This is a genomic window from Allomuricauda sp. ANG21, assembly GCF_040705235.1.
GTDB classification, from domain to species: domain Bacteria; phylum Bacteroidota; class Bacteroidia; order Flavobacteriales; family Flavobacteriaceae; genus Flagellimonas; species Flagellimonas marina.
The window spans coordinates 758,814-780,128 of the sequence record NZ_JBFCVT010000002.1; the positions used below are offsets into that span (position 1 = coordinate 758,814).

General features: G+C 41.5%; 24 protein-coding genes. 11 read left to right on the forward strand and 13 right to left on the reverse strand.

Annotated features, from left to right (window positions below):
* Positions 1 to 9: 9 nt before the first annotated feature.
* From AB1A65_RS05685 to AB1A65_RS05700, 4 genes are all read left to right on the forward strand, one after another.
* Entirely contained in the window at positions 10 to 1,965 is a 1,956-nt protein-coding gene (locus AB1A65_RS05685; protein ID WP_366586559.1) for an OmpA family protein, read from the forward strand.
* A 400-nt stretch (positions 1,966 to 2,365) separates the two neighbouring features.
* On the forward strand, positions 2,366 to 2,806 hold the full coding sequence (locus tag AB1A65_RS05690) for a molybdenum cofactor biosynthesis protein MoaE (RefSeq protein WP_366586562.1): 441 nt from the start codon (positions 2,366 to 2,368) through the stop codon (positions 2,804 to 2,806).
* A gap of 3 nt (positions 2,807 to 2,809) precedes the next feature.
* Positions 2,810 to 3,238 (forward strand): cyclic pyranopterin monophosphate synthase MoaC, encoded by a 429-nt coding sequence (moaC, locus tag AB1A65_RS05695; protein ID WP_366586564.1) that lies wholly within the window; start codon positions 2,810 to 2,812, stop codon positions 3,236 to 3,238.
* Between the two features lie 74 nt (positions 3,239 to 3,312).
* The gene (locus tag AB1A65_RS05700; RefSeq protein ID WP_366586567.1) at positions 3,313 to 3,630 is read left to right on the forward strand and encodes a hypothetical protein; all 318 of its coding nucleotides are present in this window, start codon (positions 3,313 to 3,315) and stop codon (positions 3,628 to 3,630) included.
* A 1-nt stretch (position 3,631) separates the two neighbouring features.
* Here the strand turns inward: AB1A65_RS05700 and AB1A65_RS05705 are convergent, their stop codons facing one another.
* Complete coding sequence (locus tag AB1A65_RS05705) at positions 3,632 to 4,579, reverse strand: NAD-dependent epimerase/dehydratase family protein (RefSeq protein ID WP_366586570.1); 948 nt, start codon at positions 4,577 to 4,579, stop codon at positions 3,632 to 3,634.
* 64 nt (positions 4,580 to 4,643) lie between these two features.
* On the opposite strand from AB1A65_RS05705, the gene AB1A65_RS05710 reads away from it, so the two are divergent.
* Both AB1A65_RS05710 and AB1A65_RS05715 read left to right on the forward strand, forming a co-directional pair.
* Positions 4,644 to 5,141: a hypothetical protein gene (locus AB1A65_RS05710; protein ID WP_366586573.1), complete on the forward strand. Its 498-nt coding sequence runs from the start codon at positions 4,644 to 4,646 to the stop codon at positions 5,139 to 5,141.
* Between the two features lie 10 nt (positions 5,142 to 5,151).
* Positions 5,152 to 5,631: a nuclear transport factor 2 family protein gene (locus AB1A65_RS05715; protein ID WP_366586576.1), complete on the forward strand. Its 480-nt coding sequence runs from the start codon at positions 5,152 to 5,154 to the stop codon at positions 5,629 to 5,631.
* Here the strand turns inward: AB1A65_RS05715 and AB1A65_RS05720 are convergent, their stop codons facing one another.
* The 3 genes from AB1A65_RS05720 to AB1A65_RS05730 form a co-directional block, all read right to left on the reverse strand.
* Positions 5,632 to 6,336, reverse strand: coding sequence for a hypothetical protein (locus AB1A65_RS05720; RefSeq protein ID WP_366586578.1), 705 nt, complete (start codon positions 6,334 to 6,336; stop codon positions 5,632 to 5,634). It abuts the gene before it with no gap.
* 69 nt (positions 6,337 to 6,405) lie between these two features.
* Positions 6,406 to 7,215 carry an SDR family oxidoreductase gene (locus AB1A65_RS05725; protein ID WP_366586580.1) on the reverse strand — a complete coding sequence of 270 codons (810 nt, stop codon included), beginning with the start codon at positions 7,213 to 7,215 and terminating at the stop codon, positions 6,406 to 6,408.
* The gene (locus AB1A65_RS05730; protein WP_366586583.1) at positions 7,208 to 9,487 is read right to left on the reverse strand and encodes a M28 family peptidase; all 2,280 of its coding nucleotides are present in this window, start codon (positions 9,485 to 9,487) and stop codon (positions 7,208 to 7,210) included. The genes AB1A65_RS05725 and AB1A65_RS05730 overlap by 8 nt, the downstream gene beginning before the upstream one ends.
* A gap of 122 nt (positions 9,488 to 9,609) precedes the next feature.
* Here AB1A65_RS05730 and AB1A65_RS05735 point away from each other — a divergent pair, with 122 nt between their 5' ends.
* A complete protein-coding gene (locus AB1A65_RS05735; protein WP_366586585.1) occupies positions 9,610 to 10,080 on the forward strand; it encodes a CBS domain-containing protein in 471 nt (156 codons plus the stop codon).
* Between the two features lie 10 nt (positions 10,081 to 10,090).
* Here the strand turns inward: AB1A65_RS05735 and AB1A65_RS05740 are convergent, their stop codons facing one another.
* The 3 genes from AB1A65_RS05740 to AB1A65_RS05750 are packed head-to-tail and all read right to left on the reverse strand — an operon-like array spanning position 10,091 to position 14,175.
* Positions 10,091 to 10,444 carry a hypothetical protein gene (locus AB1A65_RS05740; RefSeq protein WP_366586587.1) on the reverse strand — a complete coding sequence of 118 codons (354 nt, stop codon included), beginning with the start codon at positions 10,442 to 10,444 and terminating at the stop codon, positions 10,091 to 10,093.
* A gap of 9 nt (positions 10,445 to 10,453) precedes the next feature.
* Positions 10,454 to 11,026, reverse strand: coding sequence for a pentapeptide repeat-containing protein (locus AB1A65_RS05745; protein WP_366586590.1), 573 nt, complete (start codon positions 11,024 to 11,026; stop codon positions 10,454 to 10,456).
* Entirely contained in the window at positions 11,026 to 14,175 is a 3,150-nt protein-coding gene (locus AB1A65_RS05750; RefSeq protein WP_366586593.1) for a glycosyl hydrolase, read from the reverse strand. The genes AB1A65_RS05745 and AB1A65_RS05750 overlap by 1 nt, the downstream gene beginning before the upstream one ends.
* Before the next feature lie 160 nt (positions 14,176 to 14,335).
* Here AB1A65_RS05750 and AB1A65_RS05755 point away from each other — a divergent pair, with 160 nt between their 5' ends.
* Together AB1A65_RS05755 and AB1A65_RS05760 are read left to right on the forward strand one after the other, a co-directional pair.
* Positions 14,336 to 15,085 carry a glucose 1-dehydrogenase gene (locus AB1A65_RS05755; protein ID WP_366586596.1) on the forward strand — a complete coding sequence of 250 codons (750 nt, stop codon included), beginning with the start codon at positions 14,336 to 14,338 and terminating at the stop codon, positions 15,083 to 15,085.
* Between the two features lie 39 nt (positions 15,086 to 15,124).
* Positions 15,125 to 15,706 (forward strand): TetR/AcrR family transcriptional regulator, encoded by a 582-nt coding sequence (locus tag AB1A65_RS05760; protein ID WP_366586598.1) that lies wholly within the window; start codon positions 15,125 to 15,127, stop codon positions 15,704 to 15,706.
* Between the two features lie 8 nt (positions 15,707 to 15,714).
* Here AB1A65_RS05760 and AB1A65_RS05765 read toward each other — a convergent pair whose 3' ends face one another.
* Complete coding sequence (locus AB1A65_RS05765) at positions 15,715 to 16,203, reverse strand: DUF6265 family protein (protein WP_366586600.1); 489 nt, start codon at positions 16,201 to 16,203, stop codon at positions 15,715 to 15,717.
* Positions 16,204 to 16,240: 37 nt separating this feature from the next.
* Positions 16,241 to 16,942, reverse strand: coding sequence for an SIMPL domain-containing protein (locus tag AB1A65_RS05770; protein WP_366586602.1), 702 nt, complete (start codon positions 16,940 to 16,942; stop codon positions 16,241 to 16,243).
* Between the two features lie 128 nt (positions 16,943 to 17,070).
* Here AB1A65_RS05770 and AB1A65_RS05775 point away from each other — a divergent pair, with 128 nt between their 5' ends.
* The gene (locus AB1A65_RS05775; protein ID WP_366586605.1) at positions 17,071 to 18,207 is read left to right on the forward strand and encodes a glycerate kinase; all 1,137 of its coding nucleotides are present in this window, start codon (positions 17,071 to 17,073) and stop codon (positions 18,205 to 18,207) included.
* A gap of 11 nt (positions 18,208 to 18,218) precedes the next feature.
* Here the strand turns inward: AB1A65_RS05775 and AB1A65_RS05780 are convergent, their stop codons facing one another.
* From AB1A65_RS05780 to AB1A65_RS05795, 4 genes are all read right to left on the reverse strand, one after another.
* On the reverse strand, positions 18,219 to 18,824 hold the full coding sequence (locus AB1A65_RS05780) for a GNAT family protein (protein ID WP_366586607.1): 606 nt from the start codon (positions 18,822 to 18,824) through the stop codon (positions 18,219 to 18,221).
* 123 nt (positions 18,825 to 18,947) lie between these two features.
* Positions 18,948 to 19,412 (reverse strand): hypothetical protein, encoded by a 465-nt coding sequence (locus AB1A65_RS05785; RefSeq protein ID WP_366586610.1) that lies wholly within the window; start codon positions 19,410 to 19,412, stop codon positions 18,948 to 18,950.
* Between the two features lie 47 nt (positions 19,413 to 19,459).
* Positions 19,460 to 19,954: a DNA starvation/stationary phase protection protein gene (locus AB1A65_RS05790; protein ID WP_366586612.1), complete on the reverse strand. Its 495-nt coding sequence runs from the start codon at positions 19,952 to 19,954 to the stop codon at positions 19,460 to 19,462.
* 157 nt (positions 19,955 to 20,111) lie between these two features.
* Positions 20,112 to 20,336: a hypothetical protein gene (locus AB1A65_RS05795; RefSeq protein WP_366586614.1), complete on the reverse strand. Its 225-nt coding sequence runs from the start codon at positions 20,334 to 20,336 to the stop codon at positions 20,112 to 20,114.
* A gap of 133 nt (positions 20,337 to 20,469) precedes the next feature.
* On the opposite strand from AB1A65_RS05795, the gene AB1A65_RS05800 reads away from it, so the two are divergent.
* A complete protein-coding gene (locus tag AB1A65_RS05800; protein WP_366586616.1) occupies positions 20,470 to 21,231 on the forward strand; it encodes a LytTR family DNA-binding domain-containing protein in 762 nt (253 codons plus the stop codon).
* Positions 21,232 to 21,315 lie beyond the last annotated feature (84 nt).

Genomic DNA, 21,315 nt, shown 5'->3' on the forward strand with positions numbered 1-21,315 from the left:
AAATATAGTATGAAAAAAGTAGCACTCCTCATAGCATTTTGTACATGTACAGCAGCCGTTTCCCAAAGTAAATTGGAACGGGCAGACCAATTCTTCAACGATTTTGAATTTGATAGGGCCATTGAACTGTATCAAGATCTTGTATCCCAAAAACGTAAGTCTTCCACTCACATCATCCAGCGCTTGGCCGATGCCCATTTTAATCAGAGCGAATACCATAAGGCCAAGGATTGGTATGTAAAACTCTATACCATTGAAGGAAAGGGAATGGGGGAAAACAATATCATAAAATTGGTGCAATGCCTAAAGGCAAGTATGGAGCCAGAACAAGCGGATAAGTTGCTACGGGAGTTTTATTCAGATCGTACAAGCCGGTTGGATATGATCATGGCCCAAAAACAGCATTTAGACAGTAGTTTGCAAAAGGAGCCCATGTATGAAATCCAAACGTTGGCCTTCAACAGCAAAAAGTCAGATTTTGCACCGAGTATGTATAATGGTAAGCTGGTGTTTGCGTCGGCCAGGGATACTGTGAAGTCCAATGGAAAATTATATCCTTGGAACAATCAGCCCTATTTGGATTTATACCTAACCCATCCAAATGAATCAAATTTTGTTCCAGAAAAGTTTCTCGAAAACCTTGAATCAGCTTACCATGATTCCAATTTGGCTTTTGATTCACGATCGCAAAGGGTATACTTTACCCGTAATTATTTAAAAAAGAACAAGCTTAGTGCCAATAGTGATGGACTTTCCAACATGCACATTTTACAGGGGACCATTTACAACAATGAACTTGTCAATGTAACTTCGATGGCGTTTAACAGTAAGGAGTATTCTTGTGGGCATCCAGCCCTTAGTGCGGATGGCAAATATCTGTACTTCACTTCCAACATGCCCGGAGGTCAAGGGGAAAGCGATATATATGTAGTAGAATTGGGTGTTGACGGTGATGCCATAACTCCTCCGATGAATTTAGGACCTACCATTAACACAAGGGGCAGGGAAATGTTTCCCTTTGTTGATGGGAGTGACTTATATTTCTCATCAGATGGTCATTATGGTCTTGGAGGTCTGGACGTATTCGTTTCCCAAATAAAATCAAAATCACAGTACTCACTACCCATAAACTTAGGGAATCCCGTTAACGGCAATATGGACGACTTTTCCCTAGTACTAAACCATGACAAGGGTAACGGGTATTTTGCATCCAACCGTTTTGGTGGTAAAGGTGACGATGACATTTATTATTTGGAAAAGGCAAAACCCATAAACTGTTTGGAATATTCCGGATATGTTTTAAATGAAAAAACAGGTGAACCCATTACTTTGGCCAGTTTTGAGTTGTACGATCTTAGCTCTGGACTTTTGGAAGCTGGAAAAACCGACGAAACAGGCTATTTTAAATTTATTCTTCCCTGCAACAAAGAGAGTAAAATGGTGTTTTTTAAACCCAGATTTTCTAAAAAGGAAGTATTTATTACCACAAATGAAAACCCAGAGGAAGCATCAGTCAACAATATGATTTATCTAACGCCATTTGAAAGCCTGGTGGTAAAAGAGGGTGATGTTGAAAAAATCAAGGTCAATCCCATTTATTTTGAGTACGACAAATCGGACATAACACCCCGAGCTGAAATTGAATTGGAAAAAGTACTATTTGTAATGCGGGAGTTCCCAGAAGTAAAAATCAAGATTGAGTCACATACGGACTCAAGGGGAACAGACCAATACAATTTTAGGTTATCCGATGACAGGGCTAAATCCACCATGAGGTATCTGATTGCCAAGGGAGTTGATACGGATAGAATTGTAAGCGCCAATGGGTATGGGGAATACCGTTTAAAGAACAAATGTGCCAATGGAGTCCAATGCACAGAACAAGAACATTTGGTAAATAGAAGGTCGGATTTTATCATTGTAAAACAGAAATCAGACTTGGTAAATGGAGAAATAAATCAGTAAGAAAAGGGTTCAAATGAAATAAATCTTCTCAGTTTAACTGCTTCCGAACGAAAGATGATGCTTTCTATTCATTATGTTGTCTATATATGATGTGGACTTAGGCAGTCAGATATCTGAAGGGAATCTAAAATGATTATGCGTTTTCGAATGTATATTGGAATTGACGAAAGGCAAATCAATCACAACAGATTACAGATAGCCAGCATTATAATTAAAAAGCTGAAACTCCTGTAAAATTGGACTCCAAAAGCAAAGTCCGATTCTTGCCGGGGCTGCGGAGTAAACACGAAGTGTTCAAAGCGTGGCTTTGGAATGTAAATTTGTGCTCTACGCCAAAGCGTTAATTTTTTGCTTGGCTACTTTCCCATATTCTTCCTTACCTTAGTGCAAAACTTGCGGTATGGAGACCAAAATCAAGAATGTGTTTAAGGAAGGAGCCATTTCTCCCGAGTTTATCGCCAATTCCATAGCAAAGCATCAATCCAAGACCCAAATTGGGGCGCACGATATCTTTTTGGGTCAGGTTAGGGCGGACGAAATTGAAGGCAAAACCGTTTCAGCCATTGAGTACACGGCCTATGAGACTATGGCCAATCAAAAATTCCATGAGATTCGGGAGGTAACTTTTTCAAAATATGAGATTACCTGTATGCATATCTACCACAGTTTGGGAAAGGTGAAGACTGGGGAAATTTGCCTCTTTGTCTTTGTTTCATCACCCCATAGACGCGTAGCTTTTGAAGCGTTGGAGTATGTGGTGGAAGAAATTAAGGCCCACGTTCCCGTTTTCGGCAAAGAACTTTTTGAGGATGATTCCTATCAATGGAAAGTTAATACATAGCTCATGGTAGATATTACACAAAAACAATCTTCCCATAGAACTGCCGTGGCCCAGGCCGTAGTTAAGGTCAGTAATATATCGACTATTGAAGCCATAAAAAACGGGACTGTTCCCAAAGGTGATGTGCTTTCCATGAGCAAGGCCGCCGGTTTTTTGGGCGTAAAGAAGACATCAGATTTGTTGCCCGATTGCCATCCACTTCCTGTGGAGTATTGCGGCATAGAATACGAAATGGACGGTCTGGAGGTTAAAGTTCTGATTACCGTAAAGACATTTTACAAGACAGGGGTGGAAGTGGAAGCCATGCATGGCGCCAGTGTGGTGGCCCTTACCATGTACGATATGCTCAAGCCCATTGATAAGGGTGTGGAAATACATCAAATAAAACTACTCAAGAAAACAGGTGGTAAATCTGATATAGATGTAACATAATTTTTTTTGTTATTTTTTTTGTAGCAAATACTTTTATTCTACTTTTAGATTAGTCACCCGATAATCCCACTGCTATGAATAACCTCAAACGTGTAATTGTCGATTATAAAAAATTGACCCCCGAAGTCCTGAAGCTGTTGGTGGATAAATACCCTGATGGCTATGGCGATAATGATGTCATCAATTTTAGAAACCTAAAAGGTGAGTGGGTAGAGGCTGTTGAGGTTTCAACCGACGATACCAAATATTTGGTCAAAATCAGTTCCAAATTGGAACACACCATGGCCAACTATGACGATGACGACGAAGATGATGACCTGGATACCGAAGATTTGGGAAAACTCCCAGATGATGACGATGAAGACTTTTCCAATTCTGATGAAGAGGAGTAAACTATCCCTCTTTCTTTAAATTGCTTAGCATTTCTGAAGTAGTTTGATCCAAATCAAATTCAGGTTTCCAGCCCCAATCTGTTTTGGCCAAGGAATCATCAATGCTACTGGGCCAAGAATCTGCTATTTTTTGTCTAAAATCAGGAGCATAACTGATTTTGAAATTGGGAATGTGTTTTTTGATGCTTTCCGCTACATCTTCTGGAGTAAAGCTCATGCTTCCCAAATTGTAGGATGATCTTACGGCCAGATTCTCCGCTGGACTTTCCATGAGCTGAATGGTGGCCCTAATTGCATCATCCATATACATCATGGGCAGTTTAGTGTCCCTGTCCAAAAAAGATTGGTATTCTCCTTTCTTCAAGGCTTCATGGTAAATTTCAACCGCGTAGTCGGTGGTTCCGCCACCAGGCATGGTCTTCCAACTGATCAAACCAGGATAGCGCACACTGCGCACATCCACACCAAATTTTTTAAAATAATATTCGCACCACCGTTCCCCAGATTGTTTGCTGATGCCGTATACCGTACTAGGCTCCATAATGGTACTTTGAGCTGTGTTTTCCTTGGGGGTATTTGGCCCAAAAACAGCAATACTAGAAGGCCAGAATATTTTGGTGATTTTGCCTTCTTTCGCCAAATTCAACACATTGAAAAGTGAACTCATGTTCAGGTTCCATGCGCGCATAGGAAACTTTTCGGCGGTTGCACTGAGCATGGCCGCCATGAGATACACTTGGTCAATCTCATAATGCATCACCACATCCTCAATAGCGGCATAATTAGTGGCGTCCAACAATTCAAACGGGCCAGATGCCATTAAAGCATCACTTCCCTCCCTAATGTCGCTTGCCACCACTCTTTCGGCGCCGTATTTATTTCGTAGTTCGATGGTGAGTTCCGTTCCAATTTGGCCACATGCGCCAATAATGAGAATAGGTTTTTGCATTAAAATTGAAGTTAATTGCGTTTGATGGCAAAGATACCCTTTATTAAAATTTGTACATTCGCCTATGCGAAAATTGTTAGGCTTATTGATTGTTTTTTTTGTCCTCTTCGGATGCAAAACCAATGAAGAAGATGCTCAGGAGCCCCAGGGCACCGAGCTTGTTTTTGAATATCAAAGAATGCCTGAAAAACTTGCTATAAATCCTGAAGCTACTGAAATTGTAAAAGATTGGAAAGAGTTCACCTCGTTTGCTGCAAGCATCGATGTGCTCTACAAGGCAACCAACAATGAAGACCTCAGTTTGGCCATTGACGATCTAATTGAAAAAGAAAAAAAACTTGCTGAGGGCACGTATCCCGAATTGTTCGACACTTTTCAGGTGAAAAGTAGGCAACGGGTATTGAAAACCTATATGTACAAGGTGAAGGCGAGTATTTTGGAAAACCAGGAGACCACGACACCTACCATTGAAATGCTTGAAGCTTACAATGCCATGCGAAAACAATTCAATGTAATCGTGAACAGTCAACTGGACAAAGAATTAATATTGGATGAAAACTAAAATTTTATTTATGCTGGGATTTTTCATGGTACTTGGTACCATGGCCCAGGATATCGAGGAAGAAAAAATAAACACAGTTTTGGATGATTGGCACTTGGCTGCCGCCAATGCTGATTTTGAAGCGTATTTTGGAAAGATGACCAAGGATGCTGTTTTCATTGGGACAGATGCCATGGAAAATTGGCAAAACAAAGAATTCAAGGCGTTTTCCAAGCCTTATTTTAATCGAGGCAAAGCTTGGAGCTTTACATCGGTGCAGCGGAATATCTATATCAATAAAGCTAAGGACTTTGCTTGGTTTGATGAGTTATTGGATACCCAAATGAAAATCTGTAGAGGCTCTGGAGTGCTCAGAAAAGAAAATGGGCAATGGAAAATTGCCCATTATGTGCTTTCAATTGCAGTGCCCAATGAAAATGTGGACGAACTTGTCCAAATCAAGGAAGAAAAGGATGACACACTCCTCCTTGAACTGAAAAAGAAGCAGTGATTATTTGTTGCCGCCCTCTCCCTCGGGTTTTTCCTTGCGGGATTCCAAGGCCTGTTTGCTCAAACTGGCCAGATTAAAATTGGGGTCTATCTTTAGGGCTTCATCTATGGATGTTATGGCCGCATCAATATTGTTCTTGTCCATATTATATGTGACCAATCCCTTCAAGTGATGAAAAGCGGCCTTTAGAGGAACTTCGTAGGGTTGTTGTCTTTCGTAAAAAGCATATGTCATGCCTTCTTGGGCATTGTTAATGCCATAATCTATGTTTGACAAGGCTCCTGAATTGTCTCCAACTTGAATTTTAAGGTCCGCCAATTCGTAGGCCAAATACGCCGATGGCTCTCTTTTGTATAAAATCTCAAAATGTTCCAAAGCTCTTTTAGGTTGGTTCAATGCCTTCAAAGAAACAGCCTTTACTTGCACGGCAAGGTCCGAGTCGGCCTCATTCTTATCAATACCGATAGTATTCAGGGCCTGCATGTGCTGGTTATTGTTCATGTAGACAAAGGCCAGCGTATCTCTTCGCTCTGTGGAGGGTGAGAGTACATTTAAATGGGTCAATGCCCCTATTACGCCAGTAACATCGCCTTGCATCCGCATTTCTTGGTAATACGCCTTGTAGTGGTCCAAAAGTTCGTTTTTGGTCTGGGAAATTCCACTAAAGCCCACAAGCAACAGTAATAAGAGTAGTGTCTTTTTCATTCATCTTCAATTTAGTGCGCCAAAACTAAAAAAATTATCCATATCATCCTGTTAATAATCCCATAAGTATCAGGATATAATGGAGGTGGTAAAGGAATGTCCCTTTTCCAGAAAATTTTTACTGATTACCACCTTGGCCTTACTATGGGTGCCATCCACTTGATAAGGAGGTAAGGGTAGCCCCCTTTTTGTTGCTTCTGAATTATAATATTCAATTTTAGGAGGGTGAAAAGGATTGACACCATTGAATACCTCACCCCAGTATTTGTTTTTGAGAATGATGCTGATGATATGGATGCAATCTTCCAGATGGATAAGGTTGACCGGGTCGTTGCCGTTGGTAAGATGTTGTTTTTTGGACAACATGGTCACAGGATGCCGGTCTGGGCCAATGAGTCCGCCAAACCGAATAATTGTGGTTGAGATGTGGGGGTCACTCAAAAAAAGTTCCTCAGATTGCACCAACTGTTTTCCAGATTCAGTCACGGGGTTTGGTGGGGTCCTCTCAGTAACCTCACCTTCCAAATTTCCGTAGACCGAAGTACTACTCACAAAAATGACCTTTTTCACACCACTTTTTTGGATTTCGCTATGCAAGAGCTCCATTTTGTCAATGAAACTTTCATTTTGACTACCTCTTAATCGAGGTGGCACATTAATGATGAGCACATCAATCTGGGACAAAAAACCTTGAATATCCCCGTGGATTTTGGTGGGCTTTACACTAATTTTAAAGGGATGTACCCCTTCCTTTTCCAATGCTTGCAGTTTATCTGCTGAAGTTGTGGTTCCAAATACCTTATAGGAATCCTTTAAGAGTCGTTTTGCCAAAGGTAATCCTAGCCATCCACAACCCAATACGCCAATTTTTTCACTCAAACTTTATGGTTTTTATGGTCAAGATAGCATCATTTAAGACAAAAGGCATGGGAATGCTGTTTTCCGGCCTTTTTGGGATACTGAAATCCTTGTGGGAGAGGAGGTCGTTGGATGCCTCATAAAAAGAAAGCTCCAAAACCGAATCCTTTGGAAAGCTCAGTTCCAATTCGGTGAAATCATTATTGGTGATATAGTGCGTAATCAATTTGTTTCTCCTTTTCTGCAAGAATTCATCGGATAATTGAATGCGATTCGCCTTTGCCGAAGTTAAAGCGATGGAGTTGGTGTACACATCAAGTCGGTTGACATCCCTTTTTGGTGTGACACAGATTTCAACAACACGATTCTCGCCTAAAATGGTATCCCTGACTGTGTCTATCCAAGGAAGGGTGATTTCTTTTTTGGGAGCCTCTGCAATATAGGTGAGCTTTGTGGCATATTTGCTTGACAAAGTCTTGTACTCATCGGGTCCGGGTACTCGCTTTTCATTTCCAAGAAATTGATTGTTCCAACCAATCAGACTATGATCATAGGTGCCCCAAATGGCAGCATTCTCATCGGCATTGTACACATATAACAGGCTGCTGGGTTTGGGTCGCTCTTCATTGAAATGGGAGCTGAGATGACTGGATATGCCAAAGACCATAAATAAAAATAGGAACAAGTATGCCAAGGTACTCTTGTTTTTAAGTTGACTGAAGAAGGGGAGCACCAAAAAGAACAACAACGTTGTGAATACGGTTGCAGCCACCATCATTTTCAAACCCAACCCAACAGGAAACATTTTTATGAAGGGTGAATACAGAAACACGGCGGGCAACGCTAGAAAAACCAGCAAGAATGAGTTGGGTTCATCTTGGTTGATGCTAACCATGAAAGCGGCCAACAACCCAAATAGCGGAACCACAAAAAAGCTGGCCCCTGGTAAATAGTAGGATGCCAAGCCGCAGATAATCAACCAAATAAAAATGGGAGCGACCAAAAGATTTGGCGCGCTGGTTTTTCGGAATTGATGGTACATCCAAAAACAGATGGACACTGAAAGCATCACATAGACCACAATATAGGCATGTCCATTATACGTAAAACCATGGAGCATGTCCTTAAAACCGGGATACCACCATGTGATTATGGTCCAACAGAAGTAACCAATGACACCATTGATGACCAAAGTGAGCAAAACTGGGATAAAACCTTTACAAATGTCCTTTAATTGGAGTTTCTTTTTCCGGAGCCCATCAAAAAGTAGCAGAAGAAAGGCCAATACAGCGAGAGCGAACATGGGCCAAATCCAATCAAACGGATAAGAGACCAATCTAAAAAAAGGCAGATTGAAATACACATAATCATCCAAACTTTTGAGATTGTCTAGGTCAGCATCCGAAAAATAATGCAAAAGCGGCATCAAATAATTGCCTTGGTGAGCCAAGGAAGTCCGGTCTAACCGCTCATAATTGTCCAATGCCGTATGATAGTCGAAATGGTCGTCAATGAAAGCAAAGTTAAATCCCTCAATATCGCCATCTTCCCGAAAGACAGTAAGGTCTGTATCATTCGGTAACATTTTGTAGATACTATAAGCCAAGGAATTGGCCACCGGATATTTTGGATTCGCCTTGGTGAATTCCTTGATCAACGTTCCATTGCCACGATTGGTCTCAATGAGCATATAGCTGGGTCCACCGCTACCTCGCGCTTCAAAATTGAGCACTAGCCCCACATCTTTTGCCCATGGATGGTTGTTTACAAAAAGGTCTGCACCGTTAAGGCCCAACTCTTCGGCATCGGTAAGAAGGATAATGATGTCATTTTTTGGAGTGTTGTTTTCAGCCAAAAAGGCCCTGATTCCCTCGAGAATGGTGGCCACTCCACTTCCCGCATCACTGGCTCCATAGGAGGAGTGGGGGTTGCTATCATAATGGGATAGGACTAAAAGGGCTTTTCCGGCTTCAGAACCCTTTATTCGAGCTAAAATATTGGACGCTTTGCTCAAGTTGCCCCAGTCACCTGCCGTATACCCTTCTTGGGTAATGGTTTCCAATCCCATTTTTTTGAGTTCGGCAATAATATAAGCTCGAACCCGGGCATGACCTGGAAAACCTACGGCATGGGGTTCAATGGAAATATTTTTAACATGGACCAAGGCCCGGTCTGTTGAAAATTCTTCTTGGGCAGAATCTTCATCAGCAGAATAGGAGGGCATCAATGAATTAAAGCTCCAATAGACCGCAAAAAAGAGGAGCAAAAGGGCAAGCGTGCGAGAAAATTTCATGATTTGGTTATGTTGGTATCTAAATGTATGAATTTATGAAAGGTTCGCACATTTTAACGTTAAAAATTAGACAATTCTCTAAAAAAGTTTATATTTATTGTTTAACTCTAAACAGTAACCCTATGGCTATCAAAAGTTTTCAAGGCGTACGATCCAAGGAGGAGTCCAAGAAAAAATACAACGCTCCTATTTTGGTAGAGGACTATATGACCAAAAAATTGGTCACTTTTTCCCCAGAACAATCCATTTTGGAAGTTATGGAGGCTTTTGCAAAGTACCATATTTCAGGTGGTCCTGTTTTGGATGGCAATGGATTCTTGGTTGGAATTATTTCCGAAGCGGACTGCATGAAGCAAATTTCAGAAAGCCGCTATTTCAATCAACCTATTTTGGACAAGAGTGTGGAACGCTTTATGACCAAAAATGTAGAGACCGTTCCGCATGATATGAGCATCTTTGATGCGGCCGGGGTCTTTGACAGGCACAACAGACGACGTTTACCCGTTATGAAGAATGGAATTTTGGTTGGGCAGATCAGTCGTAAGGATGTTGTGATTGCCGCCCTAAAGCTTAGTGCTCAGAACTGGAAATAGTTTCCTTTTGTCATTCCCGCTTTACAATCATATAATAATCATTGTCAAGCGGCAAATACCCTAAATCATATACAAAATAGTAGGTACTCCCCTTTTTGGTGGTGTACAGGTTGGTGATATACTCAAAATCGAAGCCTTTATCCATCAACTTCATTTTTGTAGTGGTGGTTTTACCTTCTTTTAGTGGAAAGCTGTCCAAAATACGATAGTTCTTCCGAAGTTTGTTGTTGATGTTTCGGACCAAGTTTTTGCTATCCTTGTTCAGACGGTTGTTGTAGGCATTGCGACAATGGTCCGAGCAGTATTTTTGGTCCACCCTTCCCAATAGCTTTGCGCCACATTCCAAGCATTTTCTTTCATCCATGATATAAGATTAGGTAACCACAATATCATATTTTTTTAGCAAACCAATGAGTCCATCTTTGCTGAACTTGCTTTTTTTGAGGTGATTAACAGATGGGTCGATGTTAAAGTTAACGGCTGAGGTAAAATCAGCCTGCTCCAAATCGGTGTTAACAAAAATGGCATCCTTAAGGTCAGAACCATGAAAAGTGCATCCTTTTAATTGTGCTTGACTGAAATCAACTTGGTGCAATTTGCAATCTTCAAAAAGGGTTTGGGGCAGGCTCATTCCATGGAATGAAGCAACAGAAAGATTGCATCTTCTAAATTGAAAAGTGCTCAGTAACGGATTGCAGGTTTCAAACTGTAGCCCAACCATCTTGCAACCCATAAAAGAAATATCGTTGAAAATGGTATGGGCGATGTTGGTGTTGGTGAAATCGCAGCCTTCAAAAGAGCATTCCACAAAATTTTGGTTGTCCAAAAATCCCTTGGCAAACGTGCAATCCACAAACCGGCAATTTTCATAATCACCTTTGGGCAATTTATGTGCCGTGTACTCCTGTTTTATGAATTCTTGGTCTACCCAAAAGGATTCAGCCATTACTCGTCTGTTAATATGATCGCGGGAATTTCCAAGGATCTGAACATTTGATTGTATTCCTTCATTTCACTTCCTACAATGGCATTTTTTTCATCTTCATAGGTTTTCCACTGGGCCAATAGGTCTCTTAGTCGTTCTTTGGCCCCTTGGGTCACTTTAGGTTCGGCTACATCAACAAACCCTTTTAGGTGCATGAATTCCGCATTGAGTTGATTCTTGAAATTGATAACATCCTGAAAAGTCTTTTGTTGTGGCTGTATGAGTTTTTCTTCCCAAGTGGTGATGCGCTCCAACAACGCTTTGCCCTTTTTAAGTAATTCCGAAGCATCCTCATTATCCTTAAGCAATTTTTCATATTGATTCAACTGATCTTTGGCACCACGCATTTGATTCACCGCTTGGTGCATGCCCTTTAAGGTTTCATCAATGGTGGTCAATACGGATTGTTGCTCCGCGTAGTCCGATTGGCTTGCCTCAATTTTTGGGTTTGCCAAAATAACGGCGTTGGTTTCTACAGTTTCATTTTCCATGGAAAGACGAAGTGTATACGTACCGGGAGCTACTCGGGAACCTGCATAATCCCCAAAGACAAACACTTGGTCTATGGAAGGGATGGCATCTTTGGTAAAATCCCAAGTGAATCGGTTATATCCTTTTTCAGAAGGCAGAACATCTGGTTTTGGAGGTCCACCCGGCCATGTTTTAAAATTTTCCGGTTTTTGATTGGTTATGGTTTTGATGACCTTTCCACCGGAGAGCACTTCCAGTTTCAACTCAACTGAATCCAGTTTTTTGGGCAAGTAATAGTCAAAGGTGACTCCAGATTTTGGATTTTGACCCAATCCCGGAACGGGTTTTTCAGAACTTCCACCAAAAATCCGATACGTGTCTTTTGGTGTAACTATAGCGAAGGTTCTCTCTGGCATAACGCTATTTTGAATCGCACCTAAATCATCCAAAATCCAAAAAGAACGTCCTGCGGTGGCTGCTACCAGGTCATTATCCTGAATGACCAAATCATTGATGGGAACAATGGGCAGATTCAACTGAAGAGGTTGCCATACTTGTCCATCATTTAAGGAAATATACAATCCAGTTTCTGTCCCGGCATAGAGTAATCCTTTTTGTTTTTTGTCCTCTCGGACAACTCTTGGAAAGGTATGTTCCCCTTCAATGCCATTTGTGATTTTCGTCCATGTTTGCCCATAATCCGAGGTTTTAAAAATATATGGAGTCAAATCCATGAACTTGTAACGCATGGCCACCAAATAGGCCGTTGTAGGGTCATGTGGAGACACCTCAATACTGTTGATAATGCTTTCCTGAAGATTGGGAGGTGTTATGTTCTCCCAATTCGCCCCACCATCTTTGGTTATATGTACCAGTCCATCATCCGAACCCGCGTAGAGCACCCCTTTTTCATGGGGCGATTCCACCAAATACATGAGGGTGTTATAGTTTTCACCTCCTGCAGCTTCGTTAGTGTAAGGACCACCGCCGGGGCCTTGTTTGGCTTTGTTGTTTTGAGTTAAATCTGGACTGATGACCTCCCAGCTAATACCTCCATCTTGGGTTTTAAAGACCACATTACCGGCATGGTATATGGTGTTTCGGTCATGTGGTGAAGCAATTATGGGTGCGTTCCAATTATATCGGAATTTAAAGTCTTCCGGCACTTTACTGAGCCCGAGTTCTGGGTATTCTTTAATGGGTTTGGATTCTCGTGATGCCCGCACCCATTTTTCAATGATACCTTGGTAACAACCGCCGTAAACCACTTCTGGATTGTCTGGGTCGAAGGCCAAATATGCACTTTCACATCCGGCAACATCGTACCAATCTTTCCAATCAATACCATCATCATTGGTTCTACTTACAATGCCAATGGCCGAGTTGTCTTGTTGACCGCCATATACGTTATAGGGTACTAAATTATCTGTAATAATCCTGTAGAATTGAGAAGTAGCCTGATTTTGCTGTGTACTCCAACTTTTTCCACCGTTGTTGGAAATATTGGCACCTCCGTCGTTGGAGTTAATCATTACTTGGTTGTTATTTGGATGAATCCACAAATCATGATTATCTCCATGAGGTGTTGGAACCGGGGCAAAGGTCTTACCACCATCAATGGATTTGGTCACTGGGGCATTGAGTACGTAAACAATATTTTCATCCTGCGTATCGGCAAAGATTTCCATGTAATACCAAGAGCGTGCAATGTTGATTCGGTCTTTGCTGGTCTGTTGCCATGTTTTTCCGGCATCCACACTTTTATAGACCCCACCTTTTTCGCCTTCCGCTTCAAGCACGGCGTAAACCACATCAGAATTGGCTCTTGAGACAGAGATTCCAGTTTTGCCAAATTCCTTCGGAAGTCCTTTTTCCAACTTTTTCCATGTGGTACCACCATCGATGGATTTATACAATCCAGAAGAAGCGCCACCAGATTCCATGGTCCATGGATATCTGCGATGTTGCCACATGGCCGCATAGAGAATCAGAGGATTGTTCATATCCATGGATAGGGAGGAAGCCCCTGTGTTTTCATCCACAAAAAGTACCCGTTCCCAAGTTTCACCACCATTGATGGAGCGGTACACCCCACGCTGTTCCGACGGACCGTATTGTGCACCTTGCGCGGCAACAAATAAAATATCCGGATTGGTAGGGTCAATGATAACATCAGATATGTGCCGGGTTTCATCCAATCCCATATGTTTCCATGTCTTACCGGCATCGGTGGATTTGTAAACGCCATCCCCCATACTGGTCATGACCCCACGGGCCGCATGTTCTCCCATCCCGACCAAAACCAAGTTGGGATTACTTTCCGATATGGCAATGTCGCCTACTGTGCCGGTCTTGAGTTGCCCGTCTGAAATGTTGTTCCACGTAAGCCCATCATCAGTGGTCTTCCAGATGCCGCCTCCTGTGGTTCCCATGTAATAGGTATGGGCCTGACCCACAACCCCGGTCGAGGTGACGCTTCGCCCTCCGCGGAAAGGGCCTATGTTCCGCCATTTGAGTCCAGGGAATAAAGAGTCATTAATGGTAATCGAAGGTTCAGCGGATTTTCTGTTTCTGCGCTGGGCTTCAGTTTGAAAAGGCAGTAATAGCAAAAGGGTGAGGAAGAGTTGAAATACTTTCATTTTTGATAAGTTGAGTTAGCACTGGGTAAGATACAAAACCCCAACTAATCTGTTAATGAAAAGATAAAGATTGATTTTATTTGGAACAATCGTTCCGAAATGTATATGTTTGTATTGGAACAATCGTTCCGAAATATAAATCGAACAAATCAAAAACAACATGAGAAAATTGGAAGGAAAAGTCGCCATAGTAACCGGTGCAACAAGTGGAATGGGTCTTGAAACGGCCAAAAAATACCTTGAAGAAGGTGCAAAAGTGGTCCTTACCGGACGAAATCAAGAAAAATTGGATGCCCTACAAAGTGAACTTCAAGGGGAGTATCTCTTGGTAAAGGCCGAAGCCTCCAGTTCAGCCGATAGTGCAGCTTTGATAAGTAAAACGGTAGAGACTTTTGGGAAGATTGATATTCTTTTCTTGAATGCAGGTATCTTCCGTTTGGAACCCATTGAAAAACTCACCGAAGCTGTTTTTGATGAGGTGTACGATATTAATGTAAAGGGGCCTCTGTTTACTGTAAAAGCCGCTTATGATCATTTTAATGAAGGGGCCAGTATTATATTCAACACATCTGTTGTTAATATAAAAGGCTTTGCTTGGTTGTCTACGTATGCTTCCAGCAAGGCGGCATTACGTTCTTTGGTACGTACCTTGGCCACGGAGTTTGGCCCAAAAGGAATTCGGGTAAACGCCATTGCCCCAGGTCCTATTGAAACCCCCATTTATGATAAGCACAACATACCCAAAGGTGATTTTGAGGAGATGGCATCGTCATTTCCATCTATGGTTTCATTGGGAAGGTATGGAAATTCCTCCGAGATAGCCACAACAGCATTGTTTTTGGCTTCTTCGGATAGTAGCTTTATCACAGGAGCAGAGATACCTGTGGATGGTGGCTTGGCACAAGTGTAAATTTTTTTGGATAAATTTGGAACAATTATTCCAAATACAATGCCTAGAAAAAAACAATTCAATGAAGAGGAAATATTGAAAAAGGCCATGGAACTCTTTTGGGAAAAGGGGTTCCATGCCACTTCAATACAGAACTTGGTGACCTGCTTGGGCATCAACAGGGCCAGTTTGTACGATACTTTTGGTGGCAAGGAAGAGCTGTTCAATAAAGTTTTTGAGCGCTATAGAAAGGATGGGGGAGATACCATTCAGTCAACTTTTGACAAAGAGAAATCTGTAAAAGCAGGGTTTTGCCGACTTTTTGAGGATGCCATCGAAAAGGCCCAAAACGATATGGCACAAAAAGGCTGTTTTGTGGTCAATACCACCACTGAGCTTATTCCAGGGGATGAAACCATTCACAAAGCGTTGCGAAAGAACAAGGAAAATATTGAAAGCATCTTTATTTCACAAATCAAGAAAGGAATCGAAAACGGGGAAATAGATGCTTCCAAAGATGCAGAGAGCATTGGACACATGCTTTTTGCCTTATTCAGCGGGCTACAGGTCATGGCAAAAGTAGACCCTGACCCAAACAAACTTCGTAAGTTGCTCAAGTCAGGGCTATCTGTTCTCGATTAAAAACTGATTTACATCCGTTTGTAGGCAAACAGAACTTCTTTCGCGGAGTCTTTGGATTCAATGAGAACCCACATGTTTATCTGGTCTTCGCTTACCTTTTCAATCGTGAAGCCTTCAAAATAGGCTTTGTTCCTTTCGATTTTCACCAACCGGAAATCCACTGTTTCATTCTTTTCCTCCCAACCTCTCAAATTCTTATCGAAATGTTTCAATTGTAGAATTATGGAATCATCCACTTCTTGAATGTGCCCCACTTCGTAAAAGGACACTTCATTATCGGCCACCAATCGGAAGACAAACATCATGGAACCACCCATGGGGTTACTCCAGATTTCTTCAGCCAGACCGCCAAAGGCCTCTCCCTGCCAATGCCCGGCAATCCAAGCAACATCTTCAAGTGCGGCGCTGGGTGAGTTCTGTCCTTCTGACAACTGTAAAGTTTCTTGTGCGGACATGATTCCCAAAGGAAACAACAATAGAAATAGTAGTTTTTTCATCGTATCGGTTGTTTGGTATATGACGAATGAAAAATAGTTAATTGGACAATGCAAATTTTATATTCACCGTAGACTCCACTCTTATTTTTTCAAAATCAATGTCCAAAGGTTGTGCCTGACCCATATCAGCAGAAACCGCTTTCATTTCCATCATTGGAGCTTGGTTGTATCTTGGGTAATAGGGCTGAGAATTATCTACAATGTGAATGGCCAAACCAACTTTCTGACCTAGCGGCTTAGTTAGGGCATCTGCTTTTTGCTTAGCTTTTTTTACGGCTCTGGCTTTTAGTTCCAGTTCCAGGTCATCCATTTTGGAATATTCGGTTTTTTCCAAAAAGGCGTTGGCGATGTCCAACTGCTCCAAGGCCACCAGTACTTCAGCGGCTTGTTTTCCGGTATAGACCAAAAGGGAATACTGTTTGCTTTTAAGCACCTCTTTTCCTCGAAGGAAATACTTTTCAAAATTGCTGCTGAGGTCTTTGATGACCAATTGTTCATCCAGGTCTATACCCAGCGCTTTCAATCTTTGTGCCATTTTGTTTTCCTGCTCCTCAACGGAAACACGTCCTTTGGAATCCTTTTCTTGAATGGTAATGTTCAGGTAGATTTTATCTGGGGTTACCAGCGTGTCCACTTGGGCCGATGTTTCAAGATAGGGTACATCCAAAAAGCTTTTGGATTGGGCAAATAGCGCTGTTGAGAACAGAAGTGTGATTATTGGAAAGATTATTTTTTTCATGATTTTTATTTTTTGATTAAAGGTATATACTTCCCCCTCAGAAGCAAAACCTGTGCCGTTTTATTTGTATGAAAAGTACAAGCTTTTAAAAGCCTAAGGTTTCTTCAATTTTTGAGTACATTGTACATATGAAATTTGTTTTGGCTCCCGATAAATATAAAGGTTCGTTGACCGGACATGAGTTCTGCGATGCCGTGGAAAATGGCATTAAAAGAGTCTTCCTCGATGCAGAAATACTCAAAAAACCCTTGGCCGATGGCGGTGATGGTACCATTGAAGTGGTGGCGCATTACCTCAATGCTCATTCGGTTTCTTTGGAGGTGACCGACCCGTTGTTTCGAAAAATTAGGGCTGATTATCTCCTTTCGGATGACAAGAAAACCGCCTTTATTGAAATGTCTGAAGCATCTGGCTATAAAGTATTGGCCAAAGACGAAATGAATTGTATGTACACTACCTCTTTGGGAACAGGGGAGATGATTTTGGATGCTATCGAGAAAGGTGCTAAGAACATTGTGCTGGGGATTGGGGGTAGTGCAACCAACGATGGAGGCATGGGCATGGCAACAGCTTTGGGGTACGAATTTTTGGATAAAAATGGGACTTCCTTTAAACCCATTGGAAAGAATTTGGAGCTTGTGGAAGAAATCCGAAGAGACAACGTTCACGAAAAACTAAAGGGCGTAAAAATTCAAGTGGCCTGTGATGTCAATAATCCACTGTATGGAGAAAATGGCGCAGCTAAAGTGTATGGTCCCCAAAAAGGGGCATCACCCGAAGAAGTGGAAGTATTGGATAACGGTTTGGAACATTTTGCCGCAGTGGTTCAATCCACATTTGGCGTCGATGTACAACAAATCCCCGGCGCTGGGGCCGCTGGTGGAATGGGTGCCGGAGCAGTGGTTTTCTTGGAAGCCAAGTTGACTTCTGGAGTTGATTTGGTGATGCAGTTGGCCAATTTTGATGAAGCTTTGGCTGATGCAGATTGGATAATCACCGGTGAAGGACAATTGGACGGGCAGACCTTTTCTGGAAAAACCATTGCGGGCGTTATTCAATCGGCAAAAAAGAAAGGAGTGCCCATAGCTGCTTTTTGTGGTTCGTTGAATATATCTATTTCAGAAATGCAAACCATAGGATTGGATTATGCGGTCTCCATTCTAAACCAAGTGGGAAACTTGGAGGATGCCAAAGCAAAAAGTTATGAAAATTTAGAACTGGCCAGTTATAATTTTGCACATTTGTTGCAGCAAGTGAAAGCGTGACCTGCAAGCTATCATCGTTTGGATGCCCCTCGTTTCATTTTAAATTCCAATGAAGTTTTTACCGTTTTCCACTCGCTATCCAAAATGGAAAAAACCACAGTATCCCTTAGATTGCCCTCTGCATCAACCCGATGGTTTCTAAGAATCCCATCCTGTTTGGCCCCCAAACGCAAAATGGCGTTTCGGGAAGAATGGTTATGGAAATGGGTTCGAAACTCAACCGCAATACAGTTCAGTGTTTCAAAGGCATGTCTTAGCAAAAGATATTTGCATTCGGTGTTGATTCCAGTACGTTGCACGCGCTGCGCATACCATGTGGCCCCAATCTCAACCCTTCTATTTTTAGAATCCACATTTAAATAACGGGTGCTGCCAATAATCTTATTGGATTTCTTGTCAATCACCGTAAAAGGCAACGCCAAACCAACTTGTTGTTCATTGAGGGCGGTGTCCATGTAGGCATCCATGTTGGGTGGGGAAGGAACGGTGGTATACCAAAGTTCCCATAGATTGCCATCGGAGGCGGCAAACGCTAGGTCCACTTTGTGGGTTTTCTGCATGGGTTCCAGCCGAACCAATTCTCCTTCAAGGGCAATGGGTTGCAACCAAGGTTTCATAGGTTGTGTTTTGTAGTTCAAATATAGTTGTAAATAGGTCGATTTTGGCAATAAAAAAAGCCGGGATTTCTCCCGACCCTCCAATCAATCAAAAAACGAACTTTGATTGAATTGTTTTTGATGTTATGGTGTAGCTGTAAATTCTTCGATGATAAAGAAATCTTTGTTCTTGTCCTTAATGTAGTACATATCATCCAAGACATTGTAGTGCATTTTTCGGTCATTTACCCTGATTTCAAAACCTTCATCCGTGGGCGACATTTCAAAGGCATTCTTATCCGAACCTTTATATTTTAAGGTTGTATAACTGTCATACGCATCATCCGCATCATAGTCAATGGCTATTAACTTTGTGACAAATGCAGGTGTTGATTTCCGGTCTTGATTGACCATTCCTTTATCTTTCTTGTTCAGTTCCACGGCATATTTTCTATGCTCCATCACTTTTACACTGAATTGTTTTTCTTTTCCGTTTTCAGATACGGTATACGTTTTCAGTTCTTGTGTGGCACTCATGACCCCGTCTTGTCCATACCCTACGAAGGCGGTGAGGGTCAAGAATGAAAATAGTGTCAATATAGTTTTCATAGTGTGTTTTTTAAAGTTCATAATTCGTTTTGTGTTTGGACTGCTTCCTATTTTAGGTAAGAAGTGAACATCCAATGTCTTTCTTCCAACTCGGTAATGAAATTGGTCAAAATTCGCTCAGTGGCAACATCGCCGATTTCCAACGAGGCATTTACACCATCCAACAAACTATCATGGATAATTTCGTAGTCCTTTAGTACTTCTCGCACCATTTCCAGCGCAGATCTATTTTTTTCCGATTCTTTAATTTTGGAAAGTTCCAAGGTTCTTTTCAGCGAGAAATTACTTTTAACGCCAAATACTCGTATGCGTTCAGCTACCGTATCAATGTTTTCCTTCACGGTGTTATATTCTTTTTCAAACTCTTCGTGAAGCTCAAAAAACTCTGGTCCTTCAATATTCCAGTGAAAATTTCTGAGTTTGTTGTAGAAAACTTGATAATTGGCCAAAACGGTATTTAGGGCTACTACAATTTCTGCGGTTTCCAAATAGGTGAATCCAATTTTTTTAAATGTTTTATTTTTTGCCTTTACAGCTTCCATCTTTTATTATATTTTTTTGTTTCAGTCTCAATATACCTATCAAATAAGGGAAAGATTGATGCAATTGATGGAAAGATTGATGCAATAGGATTTTGGCCTTTATTTAGGCCCAAAACGCCAATAAACTAAAGGGTTTTGCCAATTCTAACGGCGTAGTTCAATAATTGTCGGCGCTCTGAACAATAAATTCCTTGTTTAGGGACAAATAGATATCTGCAGATATATCAGTTACATGTTCCTTGTGACTATTAAATACTTTTTGTGGCTCATGGTTCTTTGAGTCAAGTTCTTGGATGTATAGGGTGTCCAAGGTATCGTACATTCGTTTGCCAAGACTAAATCTTTTTATGACCGTGTATTTGTTGATGCTTCGGATGGACATGAGTTTAAGTTGATTTTTTACTAGGACACCAATTATGTAGGTAAGTCACAAATCTGGAATAGCTCAATAGAACTTGTGGATTGCCACTATTTAATAACTTTATACAGATAGTAAAGGTTACCTTGTTGTTCTTATGAAGACCAAGAATTTTATTGGTATAACGATAATAATTTCACTGCTTCTTGCGGTGTTGATCCATTGGCGGGAATATTCCTCGCGGGATCAAGTATCCGTTTGGTATGTGATTGCATGGCAGTTGTGCATCTGGTTAACTTGGGTCTTAGGTTTTTGGGCGCTGCGGGAGGTTAGAAAGAGGACACTTCTCCAAAAATATGGCAAATGGATTGGCTTTTTGACGGGGCTCTTATGGATTGTCTGCCATTTCGGGTGGTTTTTCATGATAAGCTCAAACTTTAGTCCCTATTTGGATTATCCAGAATCTAGATTTGGGGTTTATCGCTACTTCTTTATTTTTTGGACTCTCATAGATTTTGGATTGCTGTGGTTTGTAATAGATAAACTATGGACAGAAAAAGAATCAAAAGCCGAACAGGATAATCCAATTCTATTGGAACTCACGCGTGGTGGCAAATCCTATTTTTTTGAGCCTCACCAAATTCATTCTCTTACAGCCGAGAACTACTATACAAAACTATCCACAACTTCGGGCATTTTTGTAATGCGGAAACCACTCAAGGAATTCCATGATATTCTTCCCAGCCCCATGTTTCAAAAAATTCACAGATCTACCATTGTCAATGTAGAGTATGTTTCCGAGTTGGTGGGGAACATGTCGCAAGGATTGGAACTGGTTTTAAAGGACCAAACCAAGCACAAGGTAAGTCGGAGTTTTTCCAAAAAAATCCAACAATTCTTCAAAGAAAGAACCCATTAGTGCAATTCACTACTAAAAACCGTGCAGTTCACTGCAAACCGTAAATGACATCACTTTAATTGGATAGCTTGGTGTAGCGATTAT

Coding starts and splice junctions, on each gene's coding strand:
- AB1A65_RS05685 (WP_366586559.1), top strand. CDS start 10: ATGAAAAAAGTAGCACTCCTCATAGCATTTTGTACATGTACAGCAGCC.
- AB1A65_RS05690 (WP_366586562.1), top strand. CDS start 2,366: ATGGAGACCAAAATCAAGAATGTGTTTAAGGAAGGAGCCATTTCTCCC.
- moaC (WP_366586564.1), top strand. CDS start 2,810: ATGGTAGATATTACACAAAAACAATCTTCCCATAGAACTGCCGTGGCC.
- AB1A65_RS05700 (WP_366586567.1), top strand. CDS start 3,313: ATGAATAACCTCAAACGTGTAATTGTCGATTATAAAAAATTGACCCCC.
- AB1A65_RS05705 (WP_366586570.1), bottom strand. CDS start 4,579: ATGCAAAAACCTATTCTCATTATTGGCGCATGTGGCCAAATTGGAACG.
- AB1A65_RS05710 (WP_366586573.1), top strand. CDS start 4,644: ATGCGAAAATTGTTAGGCTTATTGATTGTTTTTTTTGTCCTCTTCGGA.
- AB1A65_RS05715 (WP_366586576.1), top strand. CDS start 5,152: ATGCTGGGATTTTTCATGGTACTTGGTACCATGGCCCAGGATATCGAG.
- AB1A65_RS05720 (WP_366586578.1), bottom strand. CDS start 6,336: ATGAAAAAGACACTACTCTTATTACTGTTGCTTGTGGGCTTTAGTGGA.
- AB1A65_RS05730 (WP_366586583.1), bottom strand. CDS start 9,487: ATGAAATTTTCTCGCACGCTTGCCCTTTTGCTCCTCTTTTTTGCGGTC.
- AB1A65_RS05735 (WP_366586585.1), top strand. CDS start 9,610: ATGGCTATCAAAAGTTTTCAAGGCGTACGATCCAAGGAGGAGTCCAAG.
- AB1A65_RS05740 (WP_366586587.1), bottom strand. CDS start 10,444: ATGGATGAAAGAAAATGCTTGGAATGTGGCGCAAAGCTATTGGGAAGG.
- AB1A65_RS05745 (WP_366586590.1), bottom strand. CDS start 11,026: ATGGCTGAATCCTTTTGGGTAGACCAAGAATTCATAAAACAGGAGTAC.
- AB1A65_RS05750 (WP_366586593.1), bottom strand. CDS start 14,175: ATGAAAGTATTTCAACTCTTCCTCACCCTTTTGCTATTACTGCCTTTT.
- AB1A65_RS05755 (WP_366586596.1), top strand. CDS start 14,336: ATGAGAAAATTGGAAGGAAAAGTCGCCATAGTAACCGGTGCAACAAGT.
- AB1A65_RS05760 (WP_366586598.1), top strand. CDS start 15,125: ATGCCTAGAAAAAAACAATTCAATGAAGAGGAAATATTGAAAAAGGCC.
- AB1A65_RS05765 (WP_366586600.1), bottom strand. CDS start 16,203: ATGAAAAAACTACTATTTCTATTGTTGTTTCCTTTGGGAATCATGTCC.
- AB1A65_RS05770 (WP_366586602.1), bottom strand. CDS start 16,942: ATGAAAAAAATAATCTTTCCAATAATCACACTTCTGTTCTCAACAGCG.
- AB1A65_RS05775 (WP_366586605.1), top strand. CDS start 17,071: ATGAAATTTGTTTTGGCTCCCGATAAATATAAAGGTTCGTTGACCGGA.
- AB1A65_RS05780 (WP_366586607.1), bottom strand. CDS start 18,824: ATGAAACCTTGGTTGCAACCCATTGCCCTTGAAGGAGAATTGGTTCGG.
- AB1A65_RS05785 (WP_366586610.1), bottom strand. CDS start 19,412: ATGAAAACTATATTGACACTATTTTCATTCTTGACCCTCACCGCCTTC.
- AB1A65_RS05790 (WP_366586612.1), bottom strand. CDS start 19,954: ATGGAAGCTGTAAAGGCAAAAAATAAAACATTTAAAAAAATTGGATTC.
- AB1A65_RS05795 (WP_366586614.1), bottom strand. CDS start 20,336: ATGTCCATCCGAAGCATCAACAAATACACGGTCATAAAAAGATTTAGT.
- AB1A65_RS05800 (WP_366586616.1), top strand. CDS start 20,470: ATGAAGACCAAGAATTTTATTGGTATAACGATAATAATTTCACTGCTT.